This is a genomic window from Bremerella sp. JC817 (assembly GCF_040718835.1).
Lineage (GTDB): Bacteria > Planctomycetota > Planctomycetia > Pirellulales > Pirellulaceae > Bremerella.
In genome coordinates, this window is sequence record NZ_JBFEFG010000267.1 from 209,586 (window position 1) to 231,174 (window position 21,589).

The following is a 21,589-nucleotide window of genomic DNA, read 5'->3' on the forward strand; positions in this document are numbered from 1 at the left end:
CCGCCTCATATGGGGTGATTTCAAATCCTGATGGCGGAGATCCGAATTGCTCTGGTAATTGGCTACCAGACAACCGCCATCGGAAAAATGTGTTGGAATGTGGGGACTTGAACACGGGTAATCAAGCCCTGGAGGGGATTGGAGCCCATCCATCTAGGATAAGCAGAGGTGATAAGCCGCCAACCAATCCGCCCTTGGTGGCTCACCGACAGCTTTTGTCCAACGAAGCCCGCACGATGGGTAACTGCCGAACCATCGCTTTACCTGTTATATACAAGGTACAACCCCGAAAAAACCAATTGGTGTCAGATTCCCTCAAGATTTTTGTCGCAAATCCCGACATCGCATTTGACTTAGCGGGAGCCTGTTGAGCCCTCGGCATGTTTTGCGGTTGAACCGGCGCCTTATTTTACATTTCCAACCACCCAGAGACGGGGCCGTTTGCCCCATAACACACCCAAGGAGAAGACTTTATGGCAGACTGGGTTGAAGCAGGTGAAAAAGCCCCCGCTTTTACATTGACAGCTGACGACGGCAGCAAGGTTAAATTAGCGGACCTGAAGGGATCGATCGTCGTGCTCTATTTCTATCCCAAGGACGATACCCCAGGCTGCACCAAAGAAGCCTGCGCGTTTCGGGACCAAAAGATCGAGCTGGCAAAGTACGGCGTTAAGCTGCTTGGGGTAAGCCCCGACGACAAGGAAAGCCACGGCAAATTCCGCGACAAGTATCAGCTCAACTTCCCCTTGTTGGTCGACAAAGACCACAAGTTGGCCGAGAAGTATGGTGCCTGGCGAGAAAAGAACATGTACGGGAAGGTGACAATGGGTATTCAACGCAGCACCTTCCTGATCGACACGGAAGGGAAGGTGGCCAAGGTCTGGAAACGCGTCAGCGTTGACGGCCACGATGCCAAGGTCCTGGAAGAAGTCGCCAAGCTGGCCGGCTAGTCCCTGCCATCAGCGCATAAAAAAGCGGAACCCAAACTGGGTTCCGCTTTCCTTTTAGAGTGGGCGATACAGGATTCGAACCTGTGACCCCTACCATGTCAAGGTAGTGCTCTAACCAACTGAGCCAATCGCCCGAAAGATGCTTTTCTGCAAGCATTTATCAGTGGTTGATTCCCGGAAGGATTAACCAAAGGCGTAGTTTGCCATCGAGACGCCTATCTCGTCAAGTGGCTGCAACGAAAAACAGGATTTTGACTGTCTGTTTCGTTACGCCACCGCCAGGCGAATCTCTTACGATCCCTTAATTCAGGCTAACCTGGACTTTCCTCAAGTCGTAACTTCCGTCAATCTATACCCTTCTAGCTGCGAACCCCGACACCGAATCAGGCGTCTTCCACCATACCAATCAGGGAGAGCCGCGGAAGTCTCGCAAGGTTCGCCCTGGGTGCTTGCGGTTTCCGAGGAAGCAGCATCACCCCGCCCAATTTTGCGGATTCAGCGACATCCTTTGTTTCGATGTCCTCGCGAAATTGGAAATCGCCATCTGGATGAGAATACAAACACATCATGCTCGAGGTCATTCTTCCCGACGGATCTAAAAAAGAATTCGATCACGCTGTTACCCCCATGGAGGTCGCCGCTGATATTGGACCAGGCCTGGCCAAAGCGACCCTGGCAGGGGAAATCGACGGCAAGGTCGTCGGCTTCGATACCAAGCTGCCTGAAGAAGGCAGTGTCAATCTGCGACTGCTAACCAAGAAGGACGAAGAGGCCCTCGGGGTGATGCGTCACAGCTGTGCCCATATCATGGCCCGCGCCGTGATGCGACTGTTCGATGGCGTTCAGTTGGCATTCGGACCAACCATCGACGGCGGCTTCTACTACGACTTCGATCTCGAGCATAAGCTCTCCGAAGAAGACTTCCCGGCGATCGAAGCCGAGATGAAGAAGATCATCAAGCAGGACGAACCTTTTGAACGGATCGAACGCGATCGCGAAAGTTCGCTGCAAGTGGTCAAAGATCTGGGCCAGAAATACAAGATCGAACATATTGAAACTGGCCTGAAAGATCACGACTCGATGTCGTTCTATCAGCAGGGCGAGTTCATTGACCTTTGCCGTGGCCCGCATATTCCGCGGCCGAAGGCGATTGGTGCTTACAAGATCTTGTCGGTTGCCGGCGCTTACTGGAAAGGCGATTCTAACAATCGTCAGCTCCAGCGTTTGTACGCAACCGCCTTCTTCAGCAAAGAAGACCTGGAAGCGCACCTTACTAAAATCGAAGAAGCCAAACGGCGCGATCATCGCGTCCTGGGTAAGCAGCTCGATCTGTTCTCGATTAATCCGCTCGTGGGGCAGGGTCTGATTTTATGGTCCCCCAAGGGAACCATCATCCGGAACCTGCTGACCGAGTTCGTCGGCGAGCAGTTGAAGAAGTTCGAGTACCTCCCGGTCGTGACCCCCAATATTGGCAAGGTCGATCTGTATAAGATCTCGGGACATTACCCGTACTACAAAGACAGCCAGTTCGCGCCGATTCATCAGGCCGAGGATGAAGAATACCTTCTCAAGCCGATGAACTGCCCGCACCACATCATGATCTACAAGTCGCGGCCTCGCAGCTATCGTGAGTTGCCGTACCGCTTGTCGGAATTCGGGACCGTTTATCGCTACGAGCAATCAGGCGAATTGAACGGCATGACCCGCGTGCGTGGCTTTACCCAGGACGACGCCCACATCTTCTGCACCGACGAGCAAGTCGAAGACGAGTTCCGCAAGTGCATCCAGATGACCCAGTACGTTCTCAGCAGCTTGGGTCTGACCGACTATCGTGTTCGTCTCGGTTTCCGTGACCCAGACAACTCGAAGTACGTCGGCAAACAGGCAGTCTGGGATGCGGCCGAAGCGGCTCTGGTTCGTGTTTGCAAGAACATGGGCATCACCGCCACTGCGGAAGCAGGCGAAGCCGCGTTTTACGGCCCGAAAGCCGACTTCGTGGTGAACGACTGCCTGGGACGTGAATGGCAACTGGGTACCGTTCAGCTCGACTACAACCTGCCGAGTGCCGAACGTTTCGATCTGGAATACATCGGCCCCGACAACCAGCCGCATCGCCCGGTGATGATCCATCGCGCTCCGTTTGGATCGCTGGAACGCTTCATGGGCGTGCTGATCGAGCACTTCGCCGGCGCCTTCCCACTGTGGTTAGCTCCGGAACAGGTTCGTATCCTGGTGGTCAGCCAGAAGTTCGAAGAGTATGCCCGCAAGGTCGAAAAAGAACTGCAACTGGCCGGCTTCCGCGTCAGTGGCGACTATCGCCCGGAAAAGATCGGAGCCAAGATCCGAGCCGCCCAATTGGAGCTGATCCCCTACATGTTCATCATCGGGGGACGCGAAATGGAAGAAGAATCGGTGGCGGTTCGTGACCGAATCGATGGCGACTTGGGTTCCATGAAGATCCAAGAGGCAATTGATAAGCTAAAAGAAGAAGTCAAGAACCGTGTCGTGCGACAAGTGTTCAAGGGTTCGGCCGGCCTGGGGACCTCCGCCGCGTCGAGTAGCGACGAATACTAGTCGGCCCGGTATAATGGCATTGCCTGCCCACCTTACAAGGGGGCAGGCGAGCCACGGCCTACCAAGTGACCTGTTTCCGCCTGATCGTCACCAACCCTCCTGATGGAATCTTAGCCGCCATTACCACCCGGAAAGGTGGCAAAATTTACCGATTCCAATTTTCGAGCGTTAACGAAGCGGAAACTTGACGATAAAATATTGACGATGTGGTACGATTTTACGGGTTGTCCACATGGTTGAATCATTAAAGACACCTTACCCGTTTCCTAGCATTTAAAGGATCACTAGCCATCGCCCTGCGTAATACGTCTCGCGAACGGGAACGCGATCAGAATCGCGACCAGACTCGAATCAACGAACGAATCCGCGTCAGCCCAATTCGAGTCATTTCTGCTGAAGGTGAACAGTTGGGCGTTCTGCCCACCGACGAAGCCATGTCCATTGCCCGAGAGGCGGGCCTGGATCTAGTCGAAGTTGCGCCCGGAGCCAAACCGCCGGTCTGCCGCATCATGGACTACGGCAAGTACAAGTACCAGCAAAGCAAGAAACAACATAAGAATCAGTCGCACCACACCAAGACCAAAGAAATTCGTCTCCGTCCGAAGACGGGCGATCACGATATCGAGTTCAAGGTCAAGCAAGCGATTGGCTTTCTGAAGCACAAAGATAAAGTCCAAGTCTCGGTGCAGTTCAAGGGTCGTGAAATGGCCCACGTCGAAGAAGGTCATCGCGTAATGGCCCAAGTGATTGAACTGCTGTCCGAAGTGGGGAAGCTTGAATCGCCTCCGAAGCAAATGGGTCGCCGCATCATGGCGACCGTTTCGCCGAAAGCAGGATAGGTTCGGCCAAGATCGAGAGACGATCCCTAAAGCAGCCATCAACTCAAAAGCCATTCCAATTCTGGGATGGCTTTTTTAATGCGCTGCGGAGTCGTGCTAGCACCGCGACATCCCGCGAAATGACCTTGTTGGCTCAAGAGGACCTCTGTTATCGTCTCGCGGCACTGGCTCCTGTGAGACGGACCCAGAAAACCCCAGAAAGCGAACCCATGCGATCTTCGGTCATCATCACCACTCACAATCGGCCCTATTATCTCGATAAGGTCCTGTACGGCTTCATGCACCAAACTGAGAAGCCGCATGAAGTTGTCATTGCCGATGATGGCTCGTCCGACAATACGCCTGAGATCATCGAGAAGTACCGGCAGCAAGCCGATTTCCCGATCCTGCATGCCTGGCATCCCTTTGGCGGCGTGCCTCAAATCAGCAAGTCCCGCAACAACGCCACGCGCGCAGCAACCGGCGACTATCTGATCTATACCGATGGCGACTGCATCCCCGGCCCACAATTCGTGGCCGATCATCAGCGGATCGCTCGCCCTGGGCACTTCGTCCAAGGTCGCCGAAACTTCCTGCAGTACAAAGGCTTCGATACCTTCAAGGGAACGGAAACAAGCTGGGAGCTGGCAAGGGCCTGGATGAAGGGTCACCTGACCAAGCTACATCTCACGATTCGCATCCCAGGCTTTGCCACGCGAAGCAACACCACTCACGGCGTGCGATCGTGCAACCTGGCGGTCTGGAAGAGCGATGTGGCCAACATCAACGGCTGGAACGAAGCATTCGTGGGGTTCTGGCGAGAAGATAGCGAGTTCGTGACACGGCTGATGCGAAGCGGCGTGAAACGCCTGAACGCGGTTTACTCGGCGGTAGTTTTCCACATGGAACACGAGAAGTTCTTCATCGAAGCCGACTTCGATCGCAACAACGCTTTATGGGAAGCCTCGAAGATAGGTCCCGTCTTTATCGAAAAAGGGATGATGCCGCCCCCTCGGCCGACTGCCATCTCGTTGCAGCAGCCTCAGGCTAAGAGCCAAGCCAAAGCGGCTTAGCTCACTAGCGAGCGATAGATCTCGACGGTCTCTCGCGCCGCCTGCTCTGAATTAAATCGCGTGCGGACTGATTCCGCTGCGTCTGCTCCCAACTGCCGAGCTGCCTCGCGATCTGTAAGGACGTGTGCTAGCTTCTCGGCTAAGGCAATCGGATCATGAGGTGGAACCAGGTGTCCCCCTCCGGTGGCTCGAATCAATTCGGGAAATGCCCCGTGCTCTGGCTGAACCACCGGAACCCCGGCGGCGAGTGCTTCCAAGACGAACAAACCTTTCGGATCACGATAAGTTGTCGGCACCGACAGAACATCGATCGACTGCAGGAACGTCAACTTGCTCGCTCGGTCGACGGTGCCGAGGTACTCGCAGCCATCACGATGGCCGGCCTGTTCCAACTTCTCCATCTGCTCGTTGACATAGGCCTCTTGCTGCTTGCCGGCCCAACCAGCGACCTTCAATTGCACATCTTGCATGCCTTCGATGGTCCGCAAATGCAGAAACGCATCGATCAATAGATGCAGTCCTTTCTCGGGAGCCATCCGGGCCAGATAGCCAATCGTCGGGGGCCGCTTTGTGTAATCTTTCCCTGAGGAAGGGGTGGGGAGGTCAGACAGATCGATCCCAAGCGGTACCAGGCAGAACTTTTCGCGCGGGATGCCGAAATACTCGGCCATGTAATCGGCGTAGTACTCGCTGAAGACGATAAACCGGTCGATATGCGGAACCAGCTCGCGAATCTGCTGGAAACATTGGGTTCGATACGGTTCAGGCAGCTCGTCCATAAAGATGTCATCCCCCTGCAGGGTCGCCACGATCGGGCAGCCGACCTTTTCCTTCAGCAGCGGAGCGGTCCCAGCGATCATCATGTTGCTGAAGTTGATGATCTGCGGCTTCAGGTCGTTGGCCACCCACTTCGCCAGCCGCTGGGCTTCCTTTCGCTGGTTACCGTCTTTCCCCTTGAGAACCGAGAGCGTCAAAGCTCCGAGTTGCTTGGCGTCGGTCTCGATACCACGCGACGTCGCCCAGCGAATGATCCATTCCTGATCGAGCCAGCGGGTCAGCCAGGCAGGCAGAAAGCGATAGCCTGGAACGGTTTGCTCCATATAGACATTGATGCCGCCATAGAAGAGCGTTTTCTCGCTGACGTCTTCTTCGTCGACGCGAATGGGTGTATACATCGGAATCAGATGCACATCTTGCCCCAGATGGTGCATCGCTCGAGCCACGGTATTGTCGCGCATGCAACTACCGCAGAACATGCCTGCTCCGCCGGCAGTGATATAGGCGATCGTCAGGCGATCGGTGGAACTTGGTGTTTGCGACATAGCAACCTAGCGATCCGCAGGCTCGGCATGCGGAACAACGACTGGACTTCGATGGCGAGTCATGCCCCACACTACCGCGAGTAGCACGAAGCCAAGGATTCCAGCGATTCTTAGTCCTCCGGACTTGAATACCACCAATCCATTGAAGGCAATAAACAGGAAGAAGCCGATCATCCCCCGTTCCCACCAGGGACTTCGCTGGCGATAGGCCCGCGGAGCCGCCCACCACCAGACGGTGTCGGCCAGCCAGACAATCGCCATCAGGTGATTGACATAGATGCCGCCTCCGAAATGGACACCCAGTACTTCATAGGTCTGCCGAGCGGTCTCGGCGTAGGCGTGCTGATGATTCCAATGGTGATAGAACTGCATTCCGGCCGCAATGTGTGCCAGAAATAGGGCACACCCAGCGGTCCAGATTGCCCTGCGAACGCCTTCGGACAAACGGCACCAGGGATGAACCATCCTGAGCACCAGACTCGACGCCAAGGCGATTAGTGCCAGACGTATCGTCCAGGCCGTGATCAGGGGACCATCCATCCAGTGTCTTGGGGGTAACGGGGAAGCATTCGGCGATGACTGTCGCTATTTTAGATGGGGGCGCTCAGCAATTCGACCGTGGCCAGGGTGGAAGAGGCCGAAAACTGTATCGGTAAAACCAATTAGTGCAATAGGTTACGCCGATACCACAACGGACTAGCCAGTTTCCCTAAATCCACATGCTTCCCCCTACCGCTCTTCAGGGATTGTCCCTAGAATATTGGGTTTCCACGGATAAGAACCAGGTCCGTATAGGACAACGTGTCCCACATACTCATTGGGGATTGGCATTATGCCTAAGATGAAGACCCACAAGGGTACAAAAAAGCGTTTCCGCATCACCGGAAACGGCAAAATCAAGCACCGTCAGTGCGGAACGAGCCACTTGGCAAACCGCATGAGCCACAAGCGGAAGCGTAAACTCCGCGGTACGACCGTTCTGGCGGAAGCCGAATCGGTGGCTCTGCGTTTGGCTTTGGGCAAGTACAGCTACTAAAGCGGTAAATTTCTGACAGCACTCCGATCTGCTTCACATTGGGTAAGCAGGCAACCGAGTGCGATTTTCTGTACGCGGGTACCAAACATCCGTTTCCTACGAAACGGGGGCCCAGTGGACGAAGGTTTAAGGTAATACGATGAGAACTACTTACGGCAAGGCTCGCCACCGTTCCAAGAAGCGTCTTTTTAAGAAGGCACGTGGTAATCGCGGTGGTCGTGGCAATTTGCTGCGTACCGTCAAGGAAACGCTGGTCCGAGCCGGCGTCTATGCTTATCGCGACCGTAAGGTCCGTAAGCGTGAATTCCGCAAGCTTTGGATTATCCGTCTCAATGCAGCTGCTCGCGAACGCGGTCTGCGTTACAGCGAATTCATCAACGGCCTGAAGAAGGCTGGCATCACCCTGGATCGCAAGGTTCTGTCCGAAATGGCGATTCACGATCCAGGCGCGTTCGATGCGGTGACCGAAGAAGTCAAGGCTGCCCTCGCCGCCTAAGTCGGCTTGCCCACCGTGGATGGGCAGCCCGCAACCCAGATGCAATAATACAAGCCGCCGAGTATTAACTCGGCGGCTTGTTTCATGAACGCACGTAATCAACAGGCATCATGTCACTCAACGATTTCATCAAACAGTTGGACGATCTGGTCGAAGCCGCTTCGCATCGCTTCGAAGAAGCCATCAAACAGGTCGACTCCCAGATTCTGGAAGACACCCGCGTCGAGTACCTCGGGGCGAAGAGCGGAAAGCTCAAAGAAGCGCAGAAGGGGCTCGGCAAGGTCTCGAAAGAAGACAAGCCAGTCGCCGGCAAACGCTTCAATGAAGTGAAGACCCGCCTGGAAGAGCTCTTCCAATCGGCCGCCGACACCATCACCGGTGGCAGCAGCAGTAAGGGGAAGTCGGAAGCGATTGACGTGACCCTGCCTGGCAAGCGGCCGCGCCTGGGGCATATTCACCCGATCACCCAGACGATCGACGAGCTGAAAGACATCATGGGCCGACTCGGTTTCTCGGCTGTGGAAGGCCCTGAAATCGAAGACGACTGGCACAACTTCGAAGCGCTCAACATTCCGCTCGAACACCCTGCCCGCGATCCGCTGGACAACTTCTACCTGAACGTTGCCGCGGCTGGCACCGGAGGTGGCAACCAACTGCTGCGAAGCCAGACCTCGACCGTGCAGATCCGCGTGATGGAGAATACCAAGCCTCCGATCCGCATCGTTTCGCTCGGACGCGTTTATCGTCCTGACGAAATCGACGCCACGCACTATGCCATGTTCCATCAGATCGAAGGCCTGCTGGTCGATACCAACGTGACCATGGCCGACCTGAAATACGTGCTGCGATTGTTCGCTTCGAGCTACCTTGGTGGCGACGTCGAGATTCGCTTCCGTCCTTCGTTCTTCCCGTTCACCGAACCGAGCGTGGAAGTCGACATGCGTTGGCAAGATACCTGGCTTGAGTTCGGCGGAGCCGGCATGGTCGACCCGAACGTCCTCAAAGCGGTTGGCTACGATCCCGAAGAAGTAACCGGGTTTGCCTTCGGGCTGGGTGTCGAACGGCTTTGCATGCGTCGCCATGGCATCAACGACATTCGCTACTTGTACGACAGCAATACGAAGTTCCTGGCACAGTTCTAAACCGCATTGCCACGTCGCTTCCCTTTGCATCGTTACGAAATCCGAATCCACGTACTCGCACAGAATAATTGAATCATGCTCGTTTCCTGGGATTGGCTGAAGCAGTACCTCGACCTGAACATCAGCGAAGCGGAAGTCTGCGATCGTTTGACCCTGGCCGGGTTGAACTTCGACGGCGCTTCGACGGTTAATAACGATCGCTGCCTCGATCTGGAAGTCACCAGCAACCGTCCCGACTGGCTCGGTCACGTGGGCATCGCCCGCGAAGTGGGTGTGCTGTTCGATCTCGACCTGAAGGTTCCGGCGGCGGATATCTCGGATATCTCGACAGGAGGAGCCTGTTCAAAGATCGTTCAGATCGAAGACGAGAAGTTCTGTCCGCGTTACATTGCCCGCAGCATCACCGGCGTCACGGTCGGTGCCAGCCCGGCCTGGCTCACCAATCGTTTGAACACGATCGGCCTCCCATCGATCAACAATGTGGTCGACGTGACCAATTATGTACTGATGGAAATTGGTCAGCCGCTGCACGCCTTCGATCTGGCAAAGATCGAAGGGGACGTCATCTCGGTGCGGAAGGCTGCCGCCGAAGAGAAGTTCATGGCGATCGACCATCGCGAGTACCTTCTCAGTTCGGACGACTACGTCATTGCCGATGGCCGTGGGGTAATTGCCCTGGCCGGCGTGATGGGTGGCAAAGAAACCGAAGTCAGCGATTTAACGACCGACCTGTTAATCGAAGCGGCCCAGTTCGCGGCGCTTCCAGTCCGCACAACCTCGCGTCGGTTAAAGCTGAAGAGCGATTCGTCGTACCGCTTTGAACGTGGCGTCGATCCAGAAATGATCGATTGGGCAAGCCGTCGCTGCTGTGAACTGATTGTGGAAACCGCTGGCGGCGAAGTGTGCGAAGGCCGAGTCTACGCTGGTTCGCAGCCACATTCTCGCTCGAGCGTGACGCTTCGGCTATCGCAGTTGCCCCGCATCCTGGGTATCGAAGTTCCCGAAGCGGAAGTGCATCGCATCCTCGAAAAACTGGGGAATGAAGTCGTCGACCAGTCGGCCGGCTCGATCACGATTACCCCAGCCAGTTGGCGACGCGACCTTGATCGTGAAGTCGATCTGATCGAAGAAGTCGCCCGTATCCATGGCTACGACAAGATTCCTGAACGAGCGGGCGTTTCGCTGAGTGCCTCGCACCAGAGCGATCTCGATCGGATTCGCAATAAGGTTCGCACGGCGATGCTCGGCATGGGCTTCGACGAGACCTTGACCCGCAGTATCGTGAGCGATGTCTGGTCGAAGGCGTTCCAGGGTTGGTCGCTCTCGGAACCGTTGACCACCAGCATGCCGATGGTGAAGGGGGAAGATCGTCTGCGAGTGAGCCTGATCCCAAGCTTGCTCGGGGCACGTCGCAACAACGAAAAGTTCAGCTATCCCGAAATCGATCTGTATGAGATCGCCAAGGTCTATCTGCCGAAGTCGAAGGCTTTGCCAGACGAACGCTACATGGTGGGTATTACCAGCGGGCGTGGCTTCTACGAACTGAAGGGGGTCGTCGAAGCATTGGTTGTTTCACTCAATCCGCGAGCGATGATCACAACCATTCCGTACACCGACCCGTTGTTCGAAGAAGGGCAGGGGAGTCACCTGACCATCAATGGCACCACGCTCGGTTATCTGGGCCTGGTCAGCAAGTCGGCCAGCAAGGCGTTCGGTCTGCAGCAGAAGGCGACCGTTGCCGAACTCGATCTGACAGCGTTGATGAAATTAGCCGTGCTCATTCCACAACATCAAGAGTTCAGCACGCATCCAGCCATGAATCGCGACTTGAACCTGGTCGTCGACGAAGAAGTCAGCTGGTCGCGTCTGCAAGATATCAGCACGACGGCTGGTGGTGAACTGGTTCAAGAGGTCACTTTCCAAGAGATCTTCCGCGATCCGAAGAAGGATGGTCCTGGCAAGAAACGTGTCCTCTTCACGATCACGCTGCAAGCTTACGATCGTACCCTGACCGGCGAAGAAGCCGACGCCACGATTTCGCAAATCCTGGCTGCCTGTGGTAAGGAAACGGGAGCCAAGCTACTAGCTTAGTTTGGCCGATGGCAGGCCCACTCGATCAACAACCGCAATTCCTTTCTCTGATTAGCGAGACCTATGGCCGACCACCAACAAATCTTCGATCAACTTTGCGACCACTATCGAGAAACGGCCAAGCTGGAAAACATCAGCGCGTTGTTGGGCTGGGACGAACGGGTTCTGCTGCCAGAAAATGCCGGAGCCTATCGTGCTGATCAGGTCACCCTTCTGTCGGGGATCATTCACGATCGCAATACCGATCCCAGGGTCGGTGATTGGCTGGAACAACTTCATGATTCCCCTCTCACCGAAGAAGCCAACAGCCCTGCCGAGGCCACCATTCGTCGCCTCAAGCGTGACTACTTGAAGCAGGTGAAGTTGCCGAAGCGACTGGTGGAGGAGTTCAGCCACTCGCGGATCATCGGACAGCAAACCTGGGTCAAAGCACGAGCCGAGGATAAGTTCGCTACGTTTGAGCCGATCCTCGACAAACTGGTGAGCCTCAGCCGCGAAATGGCCGAAGCAATTGGCTACGAAGGGGAACAATACGACGCCCTGCTCGACTTCTACGAACCAGAAGCCAAGACCGCTCAGGTTCGTCAGGTCCTGAAAACACTGAAAGATCAATTGGTGCCTCTGGTCGCAGAGATCAAAGACAGTGGCCGCGTTCCGAACATGGAAGTGCTGAAGCGAAACTATCCGCTCGCTCAGCAGGAACAGCTTGGCATGTCCGCCGCATCCAAGATCGGTTTCGACTTCTCGGCTGGTCGACTCGACGTGACGCATCATCCGTTCTGTACGACCATCGGCCCCTACGACATTCGTATCACGACGCGTTACGACGAGAACTTCTTCCCGTCAGCATTTTTCTCGACCCTGCACGAAGCTGGCCACGGCATCTACGAACAAGGCCTGCCGCATCAATGGTTCGGCCTGCCACCAGGTGCGGCGGCTTCGCTCGGCGTGCATGAGTCGCAGTCCCGTCTGTGGGAAAACATCGTTGGCCGCAGCTATGCCTTCTGGAGTCATTTCTATCCTGAAGCGAAGAAGCTGTTCCCTGAGGCGTTGTCCGATGTCCCGATCGGCGACTTCCATTTCGCCATCAACGAAGTTACGCCTTCGTTAATTCGCGTGGAAGCAGATGAAGCAACGTACAACTTGCACATCATCATTCGCTTCGAGTTGGAACAAGCTCTGCTGTCCGGCGACCTGCAAGTCAAAGACCTGCCGGGCGCCTGGAATGAGAAGTACACCCAGCAGTTGGGGATCACGCCCACGAGCGATGCCGATGGCTGCCTGCAGGATGTCCACTGGAGCGCTGGACTGATGGGGTACTTCCCCACCTACAGCCTCGGCAACATCTACTCGGCGCAATTGATCGAACAAGCGCGCGAAGACCTGGGCGATCTCGATGCCATGTTCGCGTCGGGCGAGTTCATGCCACTGCTGGATTGGCTGCGAGAGAACGTCCATCAACTGGGACAGTGCTACCCCGGCGATCAATTGGTGGAACGTGTTTGCGGCGATCCGATCGACTCGGCTCCGCTGATTCGCTATCTGCGTTCGAAACTTGGGCCGCTTTACGGCATCGAACATTAAAGAAGGTCTCGATAGCGAGTCGCCCCGGCGGCTCGCTCGATCTTAGCGATACCCCAGACTACGTTCGATTTCACGAGAACGATCCGACCACCCTGACCCCAGGTCGGTGCTTCGGCCGTTCTTCTTGGCGAACGATCCGGTATCGGTCATGTCGTCTTCCTCTTCATCCTCTGCCTTTGGCTTCGTATCAGAGAAGTTGTCGACGACATGATGACTAGGTTCTGGCTCTTCCCGATGACGTCCCCATCCCCAGGTACGACAACCAGGGGCAACCAAAAGCAAGATCAGCAAAGCAATTGTTGTGCGGGTGGACATCAGCGGAGTTCAAGCCGGGACCAAGAAAATGAGAGTCGAATCACGTCGCTAAATACCTGAAATTCAATGTCGGTACTAGAGCAAATGAAAACGCCCACTCCGCTTGATATCTTGGTGATCGCCCCCCATCCCGACGACGCCGAACTTGGCATGGGAGGCGCGATTCTGAAATTCAAAGCGGAAGGGAAGAAGGTCGGCATTCTCGATCTGACGTCCGGCGAGCCCACGCCCTACGGTAGTCTCGAGAAACGAGCTGCCGAGACAGCCGCTGCCACCGACATCTTGAAAGTCGACTGGCGAGATAACCTGGGCCTGCCGAATCGAAGCCTTGAGCCTACGCTAGCTGCCCGCGAGAAGCTGGCATCGGTCTTTCGCTTGCTGCGGCCGAATTGGCTGTTTGCACCTTACTGGGAAGATGCCCATCCCGATCATTTGGCAGCGACGCAACTTGTCGACGCGGCCCGCTTCTGGTCGAAGCTCAGCAAGACCGAGATGCCCGGCGAGCCATTTCACCCGCAGCGTATCTACAACTACTACTGTGTTCATTTAAAAATGGCAGCCCAGCCGGCATTTGTGCTCGACATCAGCGAGCACTGGGAAGAGAAGCTGGCGTCGATTCGATGCTATCACAGTCAATTCATCGAAGGTCGGCCCACCGAGTATCCCACCTTCCTCGATAAGCTTCACGACGAGGCCTCGTACTGGGGCAAAGTGATCGGAACTCGTTACGGCGAACCGTTCACCTCGCGCGAGCCAATCGGACTAAGCAGCATGGGTTCGCTGGTTTGATCGCCTGACAGTAGCACTTTAGCAGCATTGCTAGCGGCCGCAAAGTTTATCCAAATCGCGAAATCGGCACGATTCCTCTGAAGCGATCTTCTTCGCCAGGCCGATGACTGACCCATCGGACAAAGTGCGCCGCGAAAGATTCGTTTGGCGCACCAAGCAGCTCGGGGGGGCTACCTGAATTGCTACGATTGTCATTTTCGTGCGCTACTGGTTTGTCATCGCCTGTTTAACTCTGTTGTGCAGCGGCTGCGCCGCCATCCCCGAGATGCGCGAGAAGCCGATCTTTCACAACCCGTTCCCGCAATTGGCACGGGTCGCGGTGATTCCATTCAATAACCAGAGCGACATCCCTACGCTCGATATGGATGACGTGACGTTGGCCTACTACGGCGAACTGCAAACCATCCGCGGCTTTGAAGTCGTACCGATTGGTGTGACGATGCGGGCGATGCAAGCAAGCGGCAACAATGGCACCGATATCGAACAACTGCGAGCACTCGGAAAAATGCTGGGTGTCGACGCCATCGTGGTGGGTTCGGTTACCGACTACTCGCCTTACTATCCCAAGCGAATGACGCTCGCCGTCAACTGGTACGCGACGAACCCTGGTTTCCATCCAATTCCGCCTGGCTATGGACTGCCGTGGGGCACCGCGGATGAAGAGTTCATTCCAGAGTCGCACTTGTGGGAAGCAGAGTTCGCACTGGCACGAGCCCAGCTCGAAACACAAACGCCTGTTCAGCCTGATTTCGGCGAAACTCCCGAGAAAAACGCCCGTGTTGACTCCGATGGTTTGCCACCAGACTGGCCCGATCCAAGCGGCTTCATCCCCGATGCACCGAAAGCGAATCGCCCGATGATGATGGCGCAGGACAGCCCGATCATCTCGCAGATTCGAAGCTATAGCGAAAATGATTCCGACTTCACAGAACGTGCCGAGCAGTATTACTTTTTTCTCGACGATGCGCGTAATGGGGGTTGGCAGGGTTTTCTCGATCGTAGCAACGATTTCATTCGTTTCTGTTGCTACTCGCATATCACAGAAATGCTCTCTCTTCGTGGCGGTGCCGGTGAATCTCAACTGGCGATCCGGTGGGGCGAAAGCCGATAACGTTCTTTACCACGGATGAGTTTTGGAATTGTCTGGGAGGCTGCCTCACGTGACGGAAGAGATCAACGTACTAGCACTGGTCAAGGGTGAAGAACGCTACGTATTTTTGTTCAGCGATCAGCGACGGGCCGAAGCCCTCCGCACGCTGGGCCGATACGCGAGTAATCCGGAGCTGAGCTTCACCTGGTACGACGCCGCAGTGCTTAGCCAAAAAATTCGCGCTCAAGCGGCCGATCAAAACGCACCGGTCGATAGCGATGCATCCGTGAAGCCACGCTTCGAGTTCCCCGCTAACGGGCCGATTGATATCGGAAGCCTCGACGCCGACCATCTCGACTTCGACGAGTTCAGCTAACCAGGCGGAGCCAGCAGGGTGATCGATCGAGCCTTCAGTTCATCCACCCAGGGTCTGCGAACGGTCATTGATAGCTTCCTTCGCTATCTCCAGGTCGAACGCAATGCATCCGATCTGACCATCAAAAGCTATGGCGAAGATCTCGACGCCTTGGCGGGCTATCTGGAAGAAAGCTTCGCCCTGGAGCCTTCGCCCGATGAAATCACGACCCTCGATCTGCGGGGGTACGTGTCCGCTGTCACCGAAGCAGGCTACTCCGGCAGTACCGTGGCTCGCCGACTCGCCTCGATGCGAAGCTTCTTCAAGTTTGCCCAGCGGCAGCAACTGGTCGACAAGAACCCGGCCAAGCCGCTGCGAAACCCTCGCAAGAGCCAGAAGCTTCCGCACTTTCTAACCACGACTGAAATAGGCACGCTGCTCAACGCTCCATCCCGGGCCGATGCCGCTGGCATCCGCGATCGGGCGATGCTTGAAACGACCTACAGTGCCGGACTGCGTGTGAGCGAACTGGTCGGGATCAACGAGAACGATCTCGACATGCACGATGGCCTGGTTCGCGTTCGTGGAAAGGGTCGCAAAGAACGACTTGCTCCGCTTGGCTCGTATGCGCTCGACGCCATTTCCAATTGGATGAATATTCGTCGGCTGAGCCCTAAGAGCGAAAAACTCACCGAGCGTCCGATCTTCTTGAACAAGTTCGGAAACCGCATCACCACGCGTAGCGTCGGACGGATGCTCGAAAAATATCTGAAAGAAACCGGGCTCGATCTGCGAACGAGTCCGCACACGCTACGCCATAGCTTTGCCACCCATCTGCTCGATGCCGGTGCCGACATTCGTAGCGTGCAGGAACTGCTGGGGCACAAGAGCCTGGTGACGACGCAGATCTATACCCACCTAAGCACCGCCACGCTGAAAGGCGTGTACGAGAAAGCTCATCCGCGAGCGAAGGCTTAGTACTGCAGGCCGAAACGGGGCTGGCCTGCTTGCGGTGCGAAGTCGAGTCGCATGACCTGATGTTCATGCCCGAACGGGGAACTGCAATAGGTGATCTTGATACGCTCGTCGTCATCTTCGCCGATCGTATGCCCATCGCCAATCACGGGACCATTGGCAATCAAGTAGTCGGCCAGCCCATAAAACCGCTCGCACAAATCGCCAGGCTGGTCGGTCGCGTTCTCGGTAACGAAGTCCATCACATCAAGCGACTGCAGCCCGCGTGTAAAACCGACCGTCGTGCCGTCATCGTTCTTTCCAAGATAAACGGCGACCCACAAACAAAGTGGAACTTCCGCTGGCAGGGATTCGATAGCGATGTCGTGGAACAGCTCTGGCGAAACCATTAAGCCAGACTCTCCCCACAGCACACCCGCCGGCTGACCACAGGTTGCCAGCAGCGATGCGGTGACCATCGTCAATAATTGCGCCTGCAGCAGTGGCGCGACGTCTCCGACGACGGTTACAATCAGATGGGAACGATGTTCTTGCAGTTGCTCCACCGCTTCAGGCCAGATCCAAGTCTGACGTTCCGGTGGTGCCCAGCTATCTTCTGGTATCGGTCCAGGCATCATTCCCATGGCGATGCTCATCTGCCCCAGGTCGAAAGAAAGAGTGTTCTCTTCCTTTCGGACATCCGTCGGGGCCGGCAATATGGGCCACGATTCCGCAAGGTTTTCGCGAAACGCCTTCCATGCAACTTTGGAACCGCGATTCAATGCGATCATTGAAAGTGAGACTCCCACAAGCACCTTCCTCTCTGGCTAATAACCGCGAATCATGAACTCATTGGGGAGGACGCTGCTTTGGATTCTAAACGCTGACAATTGCGAAACCAATGAAAATATCAACGGAGCAACCTAAAATTGTGAGCGGTCAAGAAAGGTTCTCAACTACATTCTTGACAACGCAATTTCGGCATGTTTTCAATTTGCATGGTTTTCGTTTCCTTCCCTCGACATGCTCTCAGGTCCTAACGAGTTCCTGCGCTATTCATAACGGTTAACTGGCTTTTTATTATGCAAACAGTAGCAATCATCGGTGCTGGCGTTTCCAGTTTGATGTGTGCCCGTGAACTCGCGCACGAGTTTGACATTACGCTTTTCGAGAAGGCTCGCGGTGTGTCTGGTCGTATGGCCACGCGACGGGTTCCCGAACATGACATCGCCTTCGATCACGGGGCCCAGTACTTTACCATTCGCAGCCAACCCATTGAGCAGCACCTGCAGAGGTGGTTATCCGCAGGCATCGTTGCCCCATGGGATGGCAAGGTCGTTGTTCTTCGGCCAAATGAGTTACCCGAAGTAGAACCAACCTCGCGCTACGTCGCAGTTCCTGCAATGAATGCTCTCGGCAAGTACCTGGCGGACTCGCTCGATATTCGGCTGAACACCCGCATTGAATCAGCACGCCATGCTTCTTCCGGTTGGGTACTGACTTCGACCGATGGCGAAACATTTGGTCCGTTCGATGTGCTGGTTTGCACAGCGCCGCCAGAGCAGACCAATGCGATCTTGGGAGCGACCAGTCCCTTCAGCGGAACATTAGTCGATCAGCAGTTCGATCCTTGTTGGGCGACGCTCGTCTATTTCCCAAGTCGAATCGATGTCGACTTCGACGCCGCCTTCGTTCACGAAAACCCTTTGCGCTGGATCTGCCGCAATAACAGCAAGCCTGGCCGAAATGCGGAACACGAGTGCTGGGTGCTGCATGCCTCGGGATCGTGGTCGCGAGAAAACCTGGAGTGCCGGCCAGAGGAGATCACCCCATGTCTGCTTGAGGCTTTTGCAGGAGCTACTGGTACGAACCTGCCTGAACCGATTTACGCCGCCAGTCACCGGTGGCGGTACAGTGCCCCTGTCGAACCGCTCGACAGCTCTTACCTTTGGGACCCCACCATTCGTCTGGGAATTTGCGGCGATTGGTGCTCTGGTGCCCGGGTGGAAGGGGCCTTATTCAGTGGTCATTCGCTGGCTGCGCAACTTCTCGAATAATTCCGGTCGATTTCGTAACCATTTCAGGACGTGGGGTCATAATGAAGTTAGCCCCCATTCGATCCCCCGATAACTCCTCCTGAACAGAGAATTTCGAGGCCCATGTTGCTCCGCCCCCTGATCGCCCCCGCCCTGATTGTTTTCTTTCTGATCTTTGCTGCTGCATCGCCGTTGCTCGCCGCGGCGGAGGCTGAATTGGCACCAAACGGCAATCTGGAAACTCCCAACGCCGATTCGACCTGGCCAGCAGACTGGGGACAAGTCAAATCAGGTGGAAGCTGGGAGAGCGAAGCAGGCAACCACTTCATTCGCCTGAAGAGTCCTGAACCGGGCCAGATGGTCATGATGTATCAAGAGCTGAAGCTTCCCCCAGGTACCGAAGCTCTGCGTCTCTCTTGGAAACAGCGGGTCAGCGATCTGAAGAAGGGAAAGAACTCCTGGTTTGATGCTCGCATCATGCTCGAATTCGTCGACGACCAACACCAGAAATTGAAGCCTGCTCCGAAGCCTGCCGCCACCGGGAAAGACACCGATGGCTGGGAAGAACGGCAGGTCGAGTTCCTGGTTCCGCCAGGTGCCTACTGGCTTCAGTTCATGCCAGCACTGTTTCAGGTCGAGTCAGGCACCTTCGATCTCGACGACATCTCGTTGCAATCGGTCGACCCGGCCCCGCTTCGCGAAGAGATGGATCAACGTAATAAGGAACGCCTTGCGAAACAAACAGCCGATGCCGCCAAGCGTCGGGCCAAGGCTCAGAAGACACTCGATGAAACCGGCTCGCTGATCCTCAACGGTTCGTTCGAGGAAAAGAAGGGGGACTTGCCGCTGCACTGGGGCAAGATGTCTGGGGCGGTTCGTTGGGAGAGCGAAGCGGACAACACCTTCCTGCGGATCGAGTCGCAAGAGCCTGGCAAGCTGGCAATGCTTTACCGCACCTACGACATCCCCGAAGGCACGCAGGCACTCGAGCTGATCTGGAAACAACGGATCTCGAATCTCAAGACAGGCGAGATGCCGTGGTTCGATGCTCGTATCATGCTCGAATTTCAAGGGATCGATGGCAAGAAGCTCTCTGGCAAGCCTGCCCCTCCTTACACCAGTCGCAACAGCAATGACTGGGTCGAGAAGTCGAAGACCTTTCTGGTCCCGGAAGATGCCTTGACTTTGATCGTCATGCCGAGTTTGTTTCAGGTGAAGTCTGGAACGCTCGACCTCGATGACATCGCACTTCGTCCGGCCGACCCCACTCCACTGTTTGCGGCGGCCAAGCTTCGCGAAGAAGAAGCCCAGATGCGAAACGTCCCGGTGGAAGAACCGAACCGTGCCAAGTGGCCGAAGATGCTGAAGGTGGTTGGTAACCGCGTACAAGATACCGACGGAAACGATGTCTGGTTGCAAGGAGTCAACGCTGGCGGCCTGGAAACCTTGCCCCAGGATAAGCAGCCAATCAAGTCCGCGGTCGTGGCGATTGACGAGTGGCATGCCAACTGTGTCCGCGTCCCAATCAAAGATGAGTTCTGGTACGGCAAAAGTCCCTATCAAAAAGATGGCGGCAAAGAGTATCGCGAAACAATCGATCGCATCGTGAATCTGGCTGCCAATCGCGGCGCGTACGTGGTGCTTGACCTGCATCGCTACCGTGCCCCTAAGCAAGAGCACGCTGATTTCTGGAAAGACTGTGCGAAGGTTTATAAGAATCACCCGGCCGTCTTGTTCGATCTGTTGAACGAGCCGCATGGCATTTCGTGGGAAGTCTGGCGAAACGGTGGCTTTGTCGGCACGAAGAATGGCAACGACGAATCGGCGTTTTTGGACGATGCCGAGAAGAAGGCGAACCAGGGATTTGAATCAATCGGCATGCAAGCCATGGTCGATGCGGTCCGATCGACTGGTGCAAAGAACATCGTCATTGCCGGGGGTGTTTTCTGGTGCAACGACCTGACCGGCATCGCCGAAGGTTACGCCCTGGAAGACCCCAGCGGTAACGGCATCATGTACTCGTGGCACACCTACAACTGGCATACCGACTGGGAGAAGAAGGTTCTACCAACCGCTGCCAAGCATCCGATCTTTCTGGGCGAAGTAGGTGCCGACATCAACAAGATGGACTTCATCCCGGCCGCTGATCAGGAAAGCCCTTACACGTGGGTGCCTGACATGCTGGGCTTCATTCAGAAGCACCACATTCACTGGACCGGTTGGTGCTTTCATCCGCGAGCAACGCCGGTGATGATCTCGGACTGGAAGTATACGCCAACGCCTTTCTGGGGTAAGTTCGCCAAGGAAGCCTTAGAAGGGAAGCAGTTCGAGCTCAAGCGAACTCGCTAAACTTCCTTGCGGTCCTTTGCCAGCAAAAATGGGGCGGCCACCATCAGCAGAACCAACAACTGCACGCTGGCCGCCAGCAAATCGACTCGGAGCGTTCGTCCTTTCAGTCGGAGTCGCCCGGTCTCGAAACCGATCCAATTATGGACGTTGCTGGGCTCGAGCGTCGTTCGGTTCAATTCCGAGAACGGGCGATACTGGGGAATATAGCCAAAGTAGTTTCGATCCGCCTCGTATCGAACCGACGTCGCCGAACGCCCTGCGACGTAGCCTTCCCAGATACCAGCGGACCGCATCGGTGGAAAAGCGACCATGGTAGCAAGAGCCAGCATTAGACTAGCGATGGCTCCGCTCCGCACCCGCTTGGCTCCTCCTTGGAACGACTGTGGCACTCTCGCCCGGAACCCGAAACAGGCCCACATCAGGCACCACAACAGCGTCGCCATGCCCACGGCAAACAGGATCAGCAGGAAAAGGATTCCCGCACCAAAATTACCGTAGGCAATGACCACGCTTGTTACCGTTTTCCCTTCGATTCATGCTGTGAACTGCGATTTCTTCTAAGTGTTGGACCGTTTAACTTTCACGAAGGCAACCATTTCGGGGAGTAATTCGTGA

General features: G+C 55.7%; 20 protein-coding genes and 1 tRNA gene. 15 read left to right on the top strand and 6 right to left on the bottom strand.

Annotation, left to right across the window (positions count from 1 at the left end; genetic code table 11):
* Nucleotides 1-473: 473 nt before the first annotated feature.
* Nucleotides 474-950 (top strand): thioredoxin-dependent thiol peroxidase, encoded by a 477-nt coding sequence (bcp, locus tag AB1L30_RS09560; RefSeq protein ID WP_367013190.1) that lies wholly within the window; start codon nt 474-476, stop codon nt 948-950.
* A gap of 60 nt (nt 951-1,010) precedes the next feature.
* Here bcp and AB1L30_RS09565 read toward each other — a convergent pair.
* Nucleotides 1,011-1,084: transfer RNA gene (locus AB1L30_RS09565), tRNA-Val, on the bottom strand.
* A 433-nt stretch (nt 1,085-1,517) separates the two neighbouring features.
* Between AB1L30_RS09565 and thrS the strand changes: the two genes are divergently transcribed.
* The 3 genes from thrS (at nt 1,518) to AB1L30_RS09580 (ending at nt 5,415) form a co-directional block, all read left to right on the top strand.
* A complete protein-coding gene (gene thrS / locus AB1L30_RS09570; RefSeq protein ID WP_367013191.1) occupies nt 1,518-3,524 on the top strand; it encodes a threonine--tRNA ligase in 2,007 nt (668 codons plus the stop codon).
* Nucleotides 3,525-3,820: 296 nt separating this feature from the next.
* Nucleotides 3,821-4,363 (top strand): translation initiation factor IF-3, encoded by a 543-nt coding sequence (gene infC / locus AB1L30_RS09575; protein ID WP_367013579.1) that lies wholly within the window; start codon nt 3,821-3,823, stop codon nt 4,361-4,363.
* Between the two features lie 209 nt (nt 4,364-4,572).
* A complete protein-coding gene (locus tag AB1L30_RS09580; RefSeq protein WP_367013192.1) occupies nt 4,573-5,415 on the top strand; it encodes a glycosyltransferase in 843 nt (280 codons plus the stop codon).
* On the opposite strand, the gene AB1L30_RS09585 is transcribed toward AB1L30_RS09580, so the two are convergent.
* Entirely contained in the window at nt 5,412-6,737 is a 1,326-nt protein-coding gene (locus AB1L30_RS09585; protein WP_367013193.1) for a glycosyltransferase family 4 protein, read from the bottom strand. The two genes, AB1L30_RS09580 and AB1L30_RS09585, sit on opposite strands and share 4 nt — an antisense overlap.
* A 6-nt stretch (nt 6,738-6,743) precedes the next feature.
* The gene (locus AB1L30_RS09590; protein ID WP_367013194.1) at nt 6,744-7,277 is read right to left on the bottom strand and encodes a hypothetical protein; all 534 of its coding nucleotides are present in this window, start codon (nt 7,275-7,277) and stop codon (nt 6,744-6,746) included.
* 289 nt (nt 7,278-7,566) lie between these two features.
* Between AB1L30_RS09590 and rpmI the strand changes: the two genes are divergently transcribed.
* The 5 genes from rpmI to AB1L30_RS09615 all read left to right on the top strand — a co-directional run bounded on the left by rpmI (nt 7,567) and on the right by AB1L30_RS09615 (nt 13,086).
* Nucleotides 7,567-7,773 (top strand): 50S ribosomal protein L35, encoded by a 207-nt coding sequence (rpmI, locus tag AB1L30_RS09595; protein WP_367013580.1) that lies wholly within the window; start codon nt 7,567-7,569, stop codon nt 7,771-7,773.
* Between the two features lie 139 nt (nt 7,774-7,912).
* Entirely contained in the window at nt 7,913-8,269 is a 357-nt protein-coding gene (gene rplT, locus AB1L30_RS09600; RefSeq protein ID WP_105355659.1) for a 50S ribosomal protein L20, read from the top strand.
* A gap of 110 nt (nt 8,270-8,379) precedes the next feature.
* On the top strand, nt 8,380-9,411 hold the full coding sequence (pheS, locus tag AB1L30_RS09605) for a phenylalanine--tRNA ligase subunit alpha (RefSeq protein ID WP_345091931.1): 1,032 nt from the start codon (nt 8,380-8,382) through the stop codon (nt 9,409-9,411).
* 75 nt (nt 9,412-9,486) lie between these two features.
* Nucleotides 9,487-11,502, top strand: coding sequence for a phenylalanine--tRNA ligase subunit beta (pheT, locus tag AB1L30_RS09610; RefSeq protein ID WP_367013195.1), 2,016 nt, complete (start codon nt 9,487-9,489; stop codon nt 11,500-11,502).
* A gap of 63 nt (nt 11,503-11,565) precedes the next feature.
* Complete coding sequence (locus AB1L30_RS09615) at nt 11,566-13,086, top strand: carboxypeptidase M32 (protein WP_367013196.1); 1,521 nt, start codon at nt 11,566-11,568, stop codon at nt 13,084-13,086.
* A 42-nt stretch (nt 13,087-13,128) separates the two neighbouring features.
* Here AB1L30_RS09615 and AB1L30_RS09620 read toward each other — a convergent pair whose 3' ends face one another.
* On the bottom strand, nt 13,129-13,401 hold the full coding sequence (locus tag AB1L30_RS09620; RefSeq protein WP_367013197.1) for a hypothetical protein: 273 nt from the start codon (nt 13,399-13,401) through the stop codon (nt 13,129-13,131).
* An 84-nt stretch (nt 13,402-13,485) separates the two neighbouring features.
* Here AB1L30_RS09620 and bshB1 point away from each other — a divergent pair, with 84 nt between their 5' ends.
* From bshB1 to xerC, 4 genes are all read left to right on the top strand, one after another.
* Nucleotides 13,486-14,190 carry a bacillithiol biosynthesis deacetylase BshB1 gene (bshB1, locus tag AB1L30_RS09625; RefSeq protein WP_367013198.1) on the top strand — a complete coding sequence of 235 codons (705 nt, stop codon included), beginning with the start codon at nt 13,486-13,488 and terminating at the stop codon, nt 14,188-14,190.
* 199 nt (nt 14,191-14,389) lie between these two features.
* Entirely contained in the window at nt 14,390-15,301 is a 912-nt protein-coding gene (locus AB1L30_RS09630; protein WP_367013199.1) for a hypothetical protein, read from the top strand.
* 49 nt (nt 15,302-15,350) lie between these two features.
* Nucleotides 15,351-15,656: a hypothetical protein gene (locus AB1L30_RS09635; protein ID WP_367013200.1), complete on the top strand. Its 306-nt coding sequence runs from the start codon at nt 15,351-15,353 to the stop codon at nt 15,654-15,656.
* Nucleotides 15,657-15,674: 18 nt separating this feature from the next.
* Complete coding sequence (gene xerC, locus AB1L30_RS09640) at nt 15,675-16,613, top strand: tyrosine recombinase XerC (protein ID WP_367013201.1); 939 nt, start codon at nt 15,675-15,677, stop codon at nt 16,611-16,613.
* Here xerC and AB1L30_RS09645 read toward each other — a convergent pair.
* Nucleotides 16,610-17,380: a DUF4261 domain-containing protein gene (locus AB1L30_RS09645; RefSeq protein ID WP_367013202.1), complete on the bottom strand. Its 771-nt coding sequence runs from the start codon at nt 17,378-17,380 to the stop codon at nt 16,610-16,612. The two genes, xerC and AB1L30_RS09645, sit on opposite strands and share 4 nt — an antisense overlap.
* 291 nt (nt 17,381-17,671) lie before the next feature.
* Here AB1L30_RS09645 and AB1L30_RS09650 point away from each other — a divergent pair, with 291 nt between their 5' ends.
* Together AB1L30_RS09650 and AB1L30_RS09655 are read left to right on the top strand one after the other, a co-directional pair.
* Nucleotides 17,672-18,646, top strand: coding sequence for an FAD-dependent oxidoreductase (locus tag AB1L30_RS09650; protein ID WP_367013203.1), 975 nt, complete (start codon nt 17,672-17,674; stop codon nt 18,644-18,646).
* A gap of 102 nt (nt 18,647-18,748) precedes the next feature.
* Nucleotides 18,749-20,974: a glycoside hydrolase family 5 protein gene (locus AB1L30_RS09655; RefSeq protein WP_367013204.1), complete on the top strand. Its 2,226-nt coding sequence runs from the start codon at nt 18,749-18,751 to the stop codon at nt 20,972-20,974.
* Here AB1L30_RS09655 and AB1L30_RS09660 read toward each other — a convergent pair.
* The gene (locus AB1L30_RS09660) at nt 20,971-21,483 is read right to left on the bottom strand and encodes a hypothetical protein (RefSeq protein ID WP_367013205.1); all 513 of its coding nucleotides are present in this window, start codon (nt 21,481-21,483) and stop codon (nt 20,971-20,973) included. The two genes, AB1L30_RS09655 and AB1L30_RS09660, sit on opposite strands and share 4 nt — an antisense overlap.
* Between the last annotated feature and the right edge of the window lie 106 nt (nt 21,484-21,589).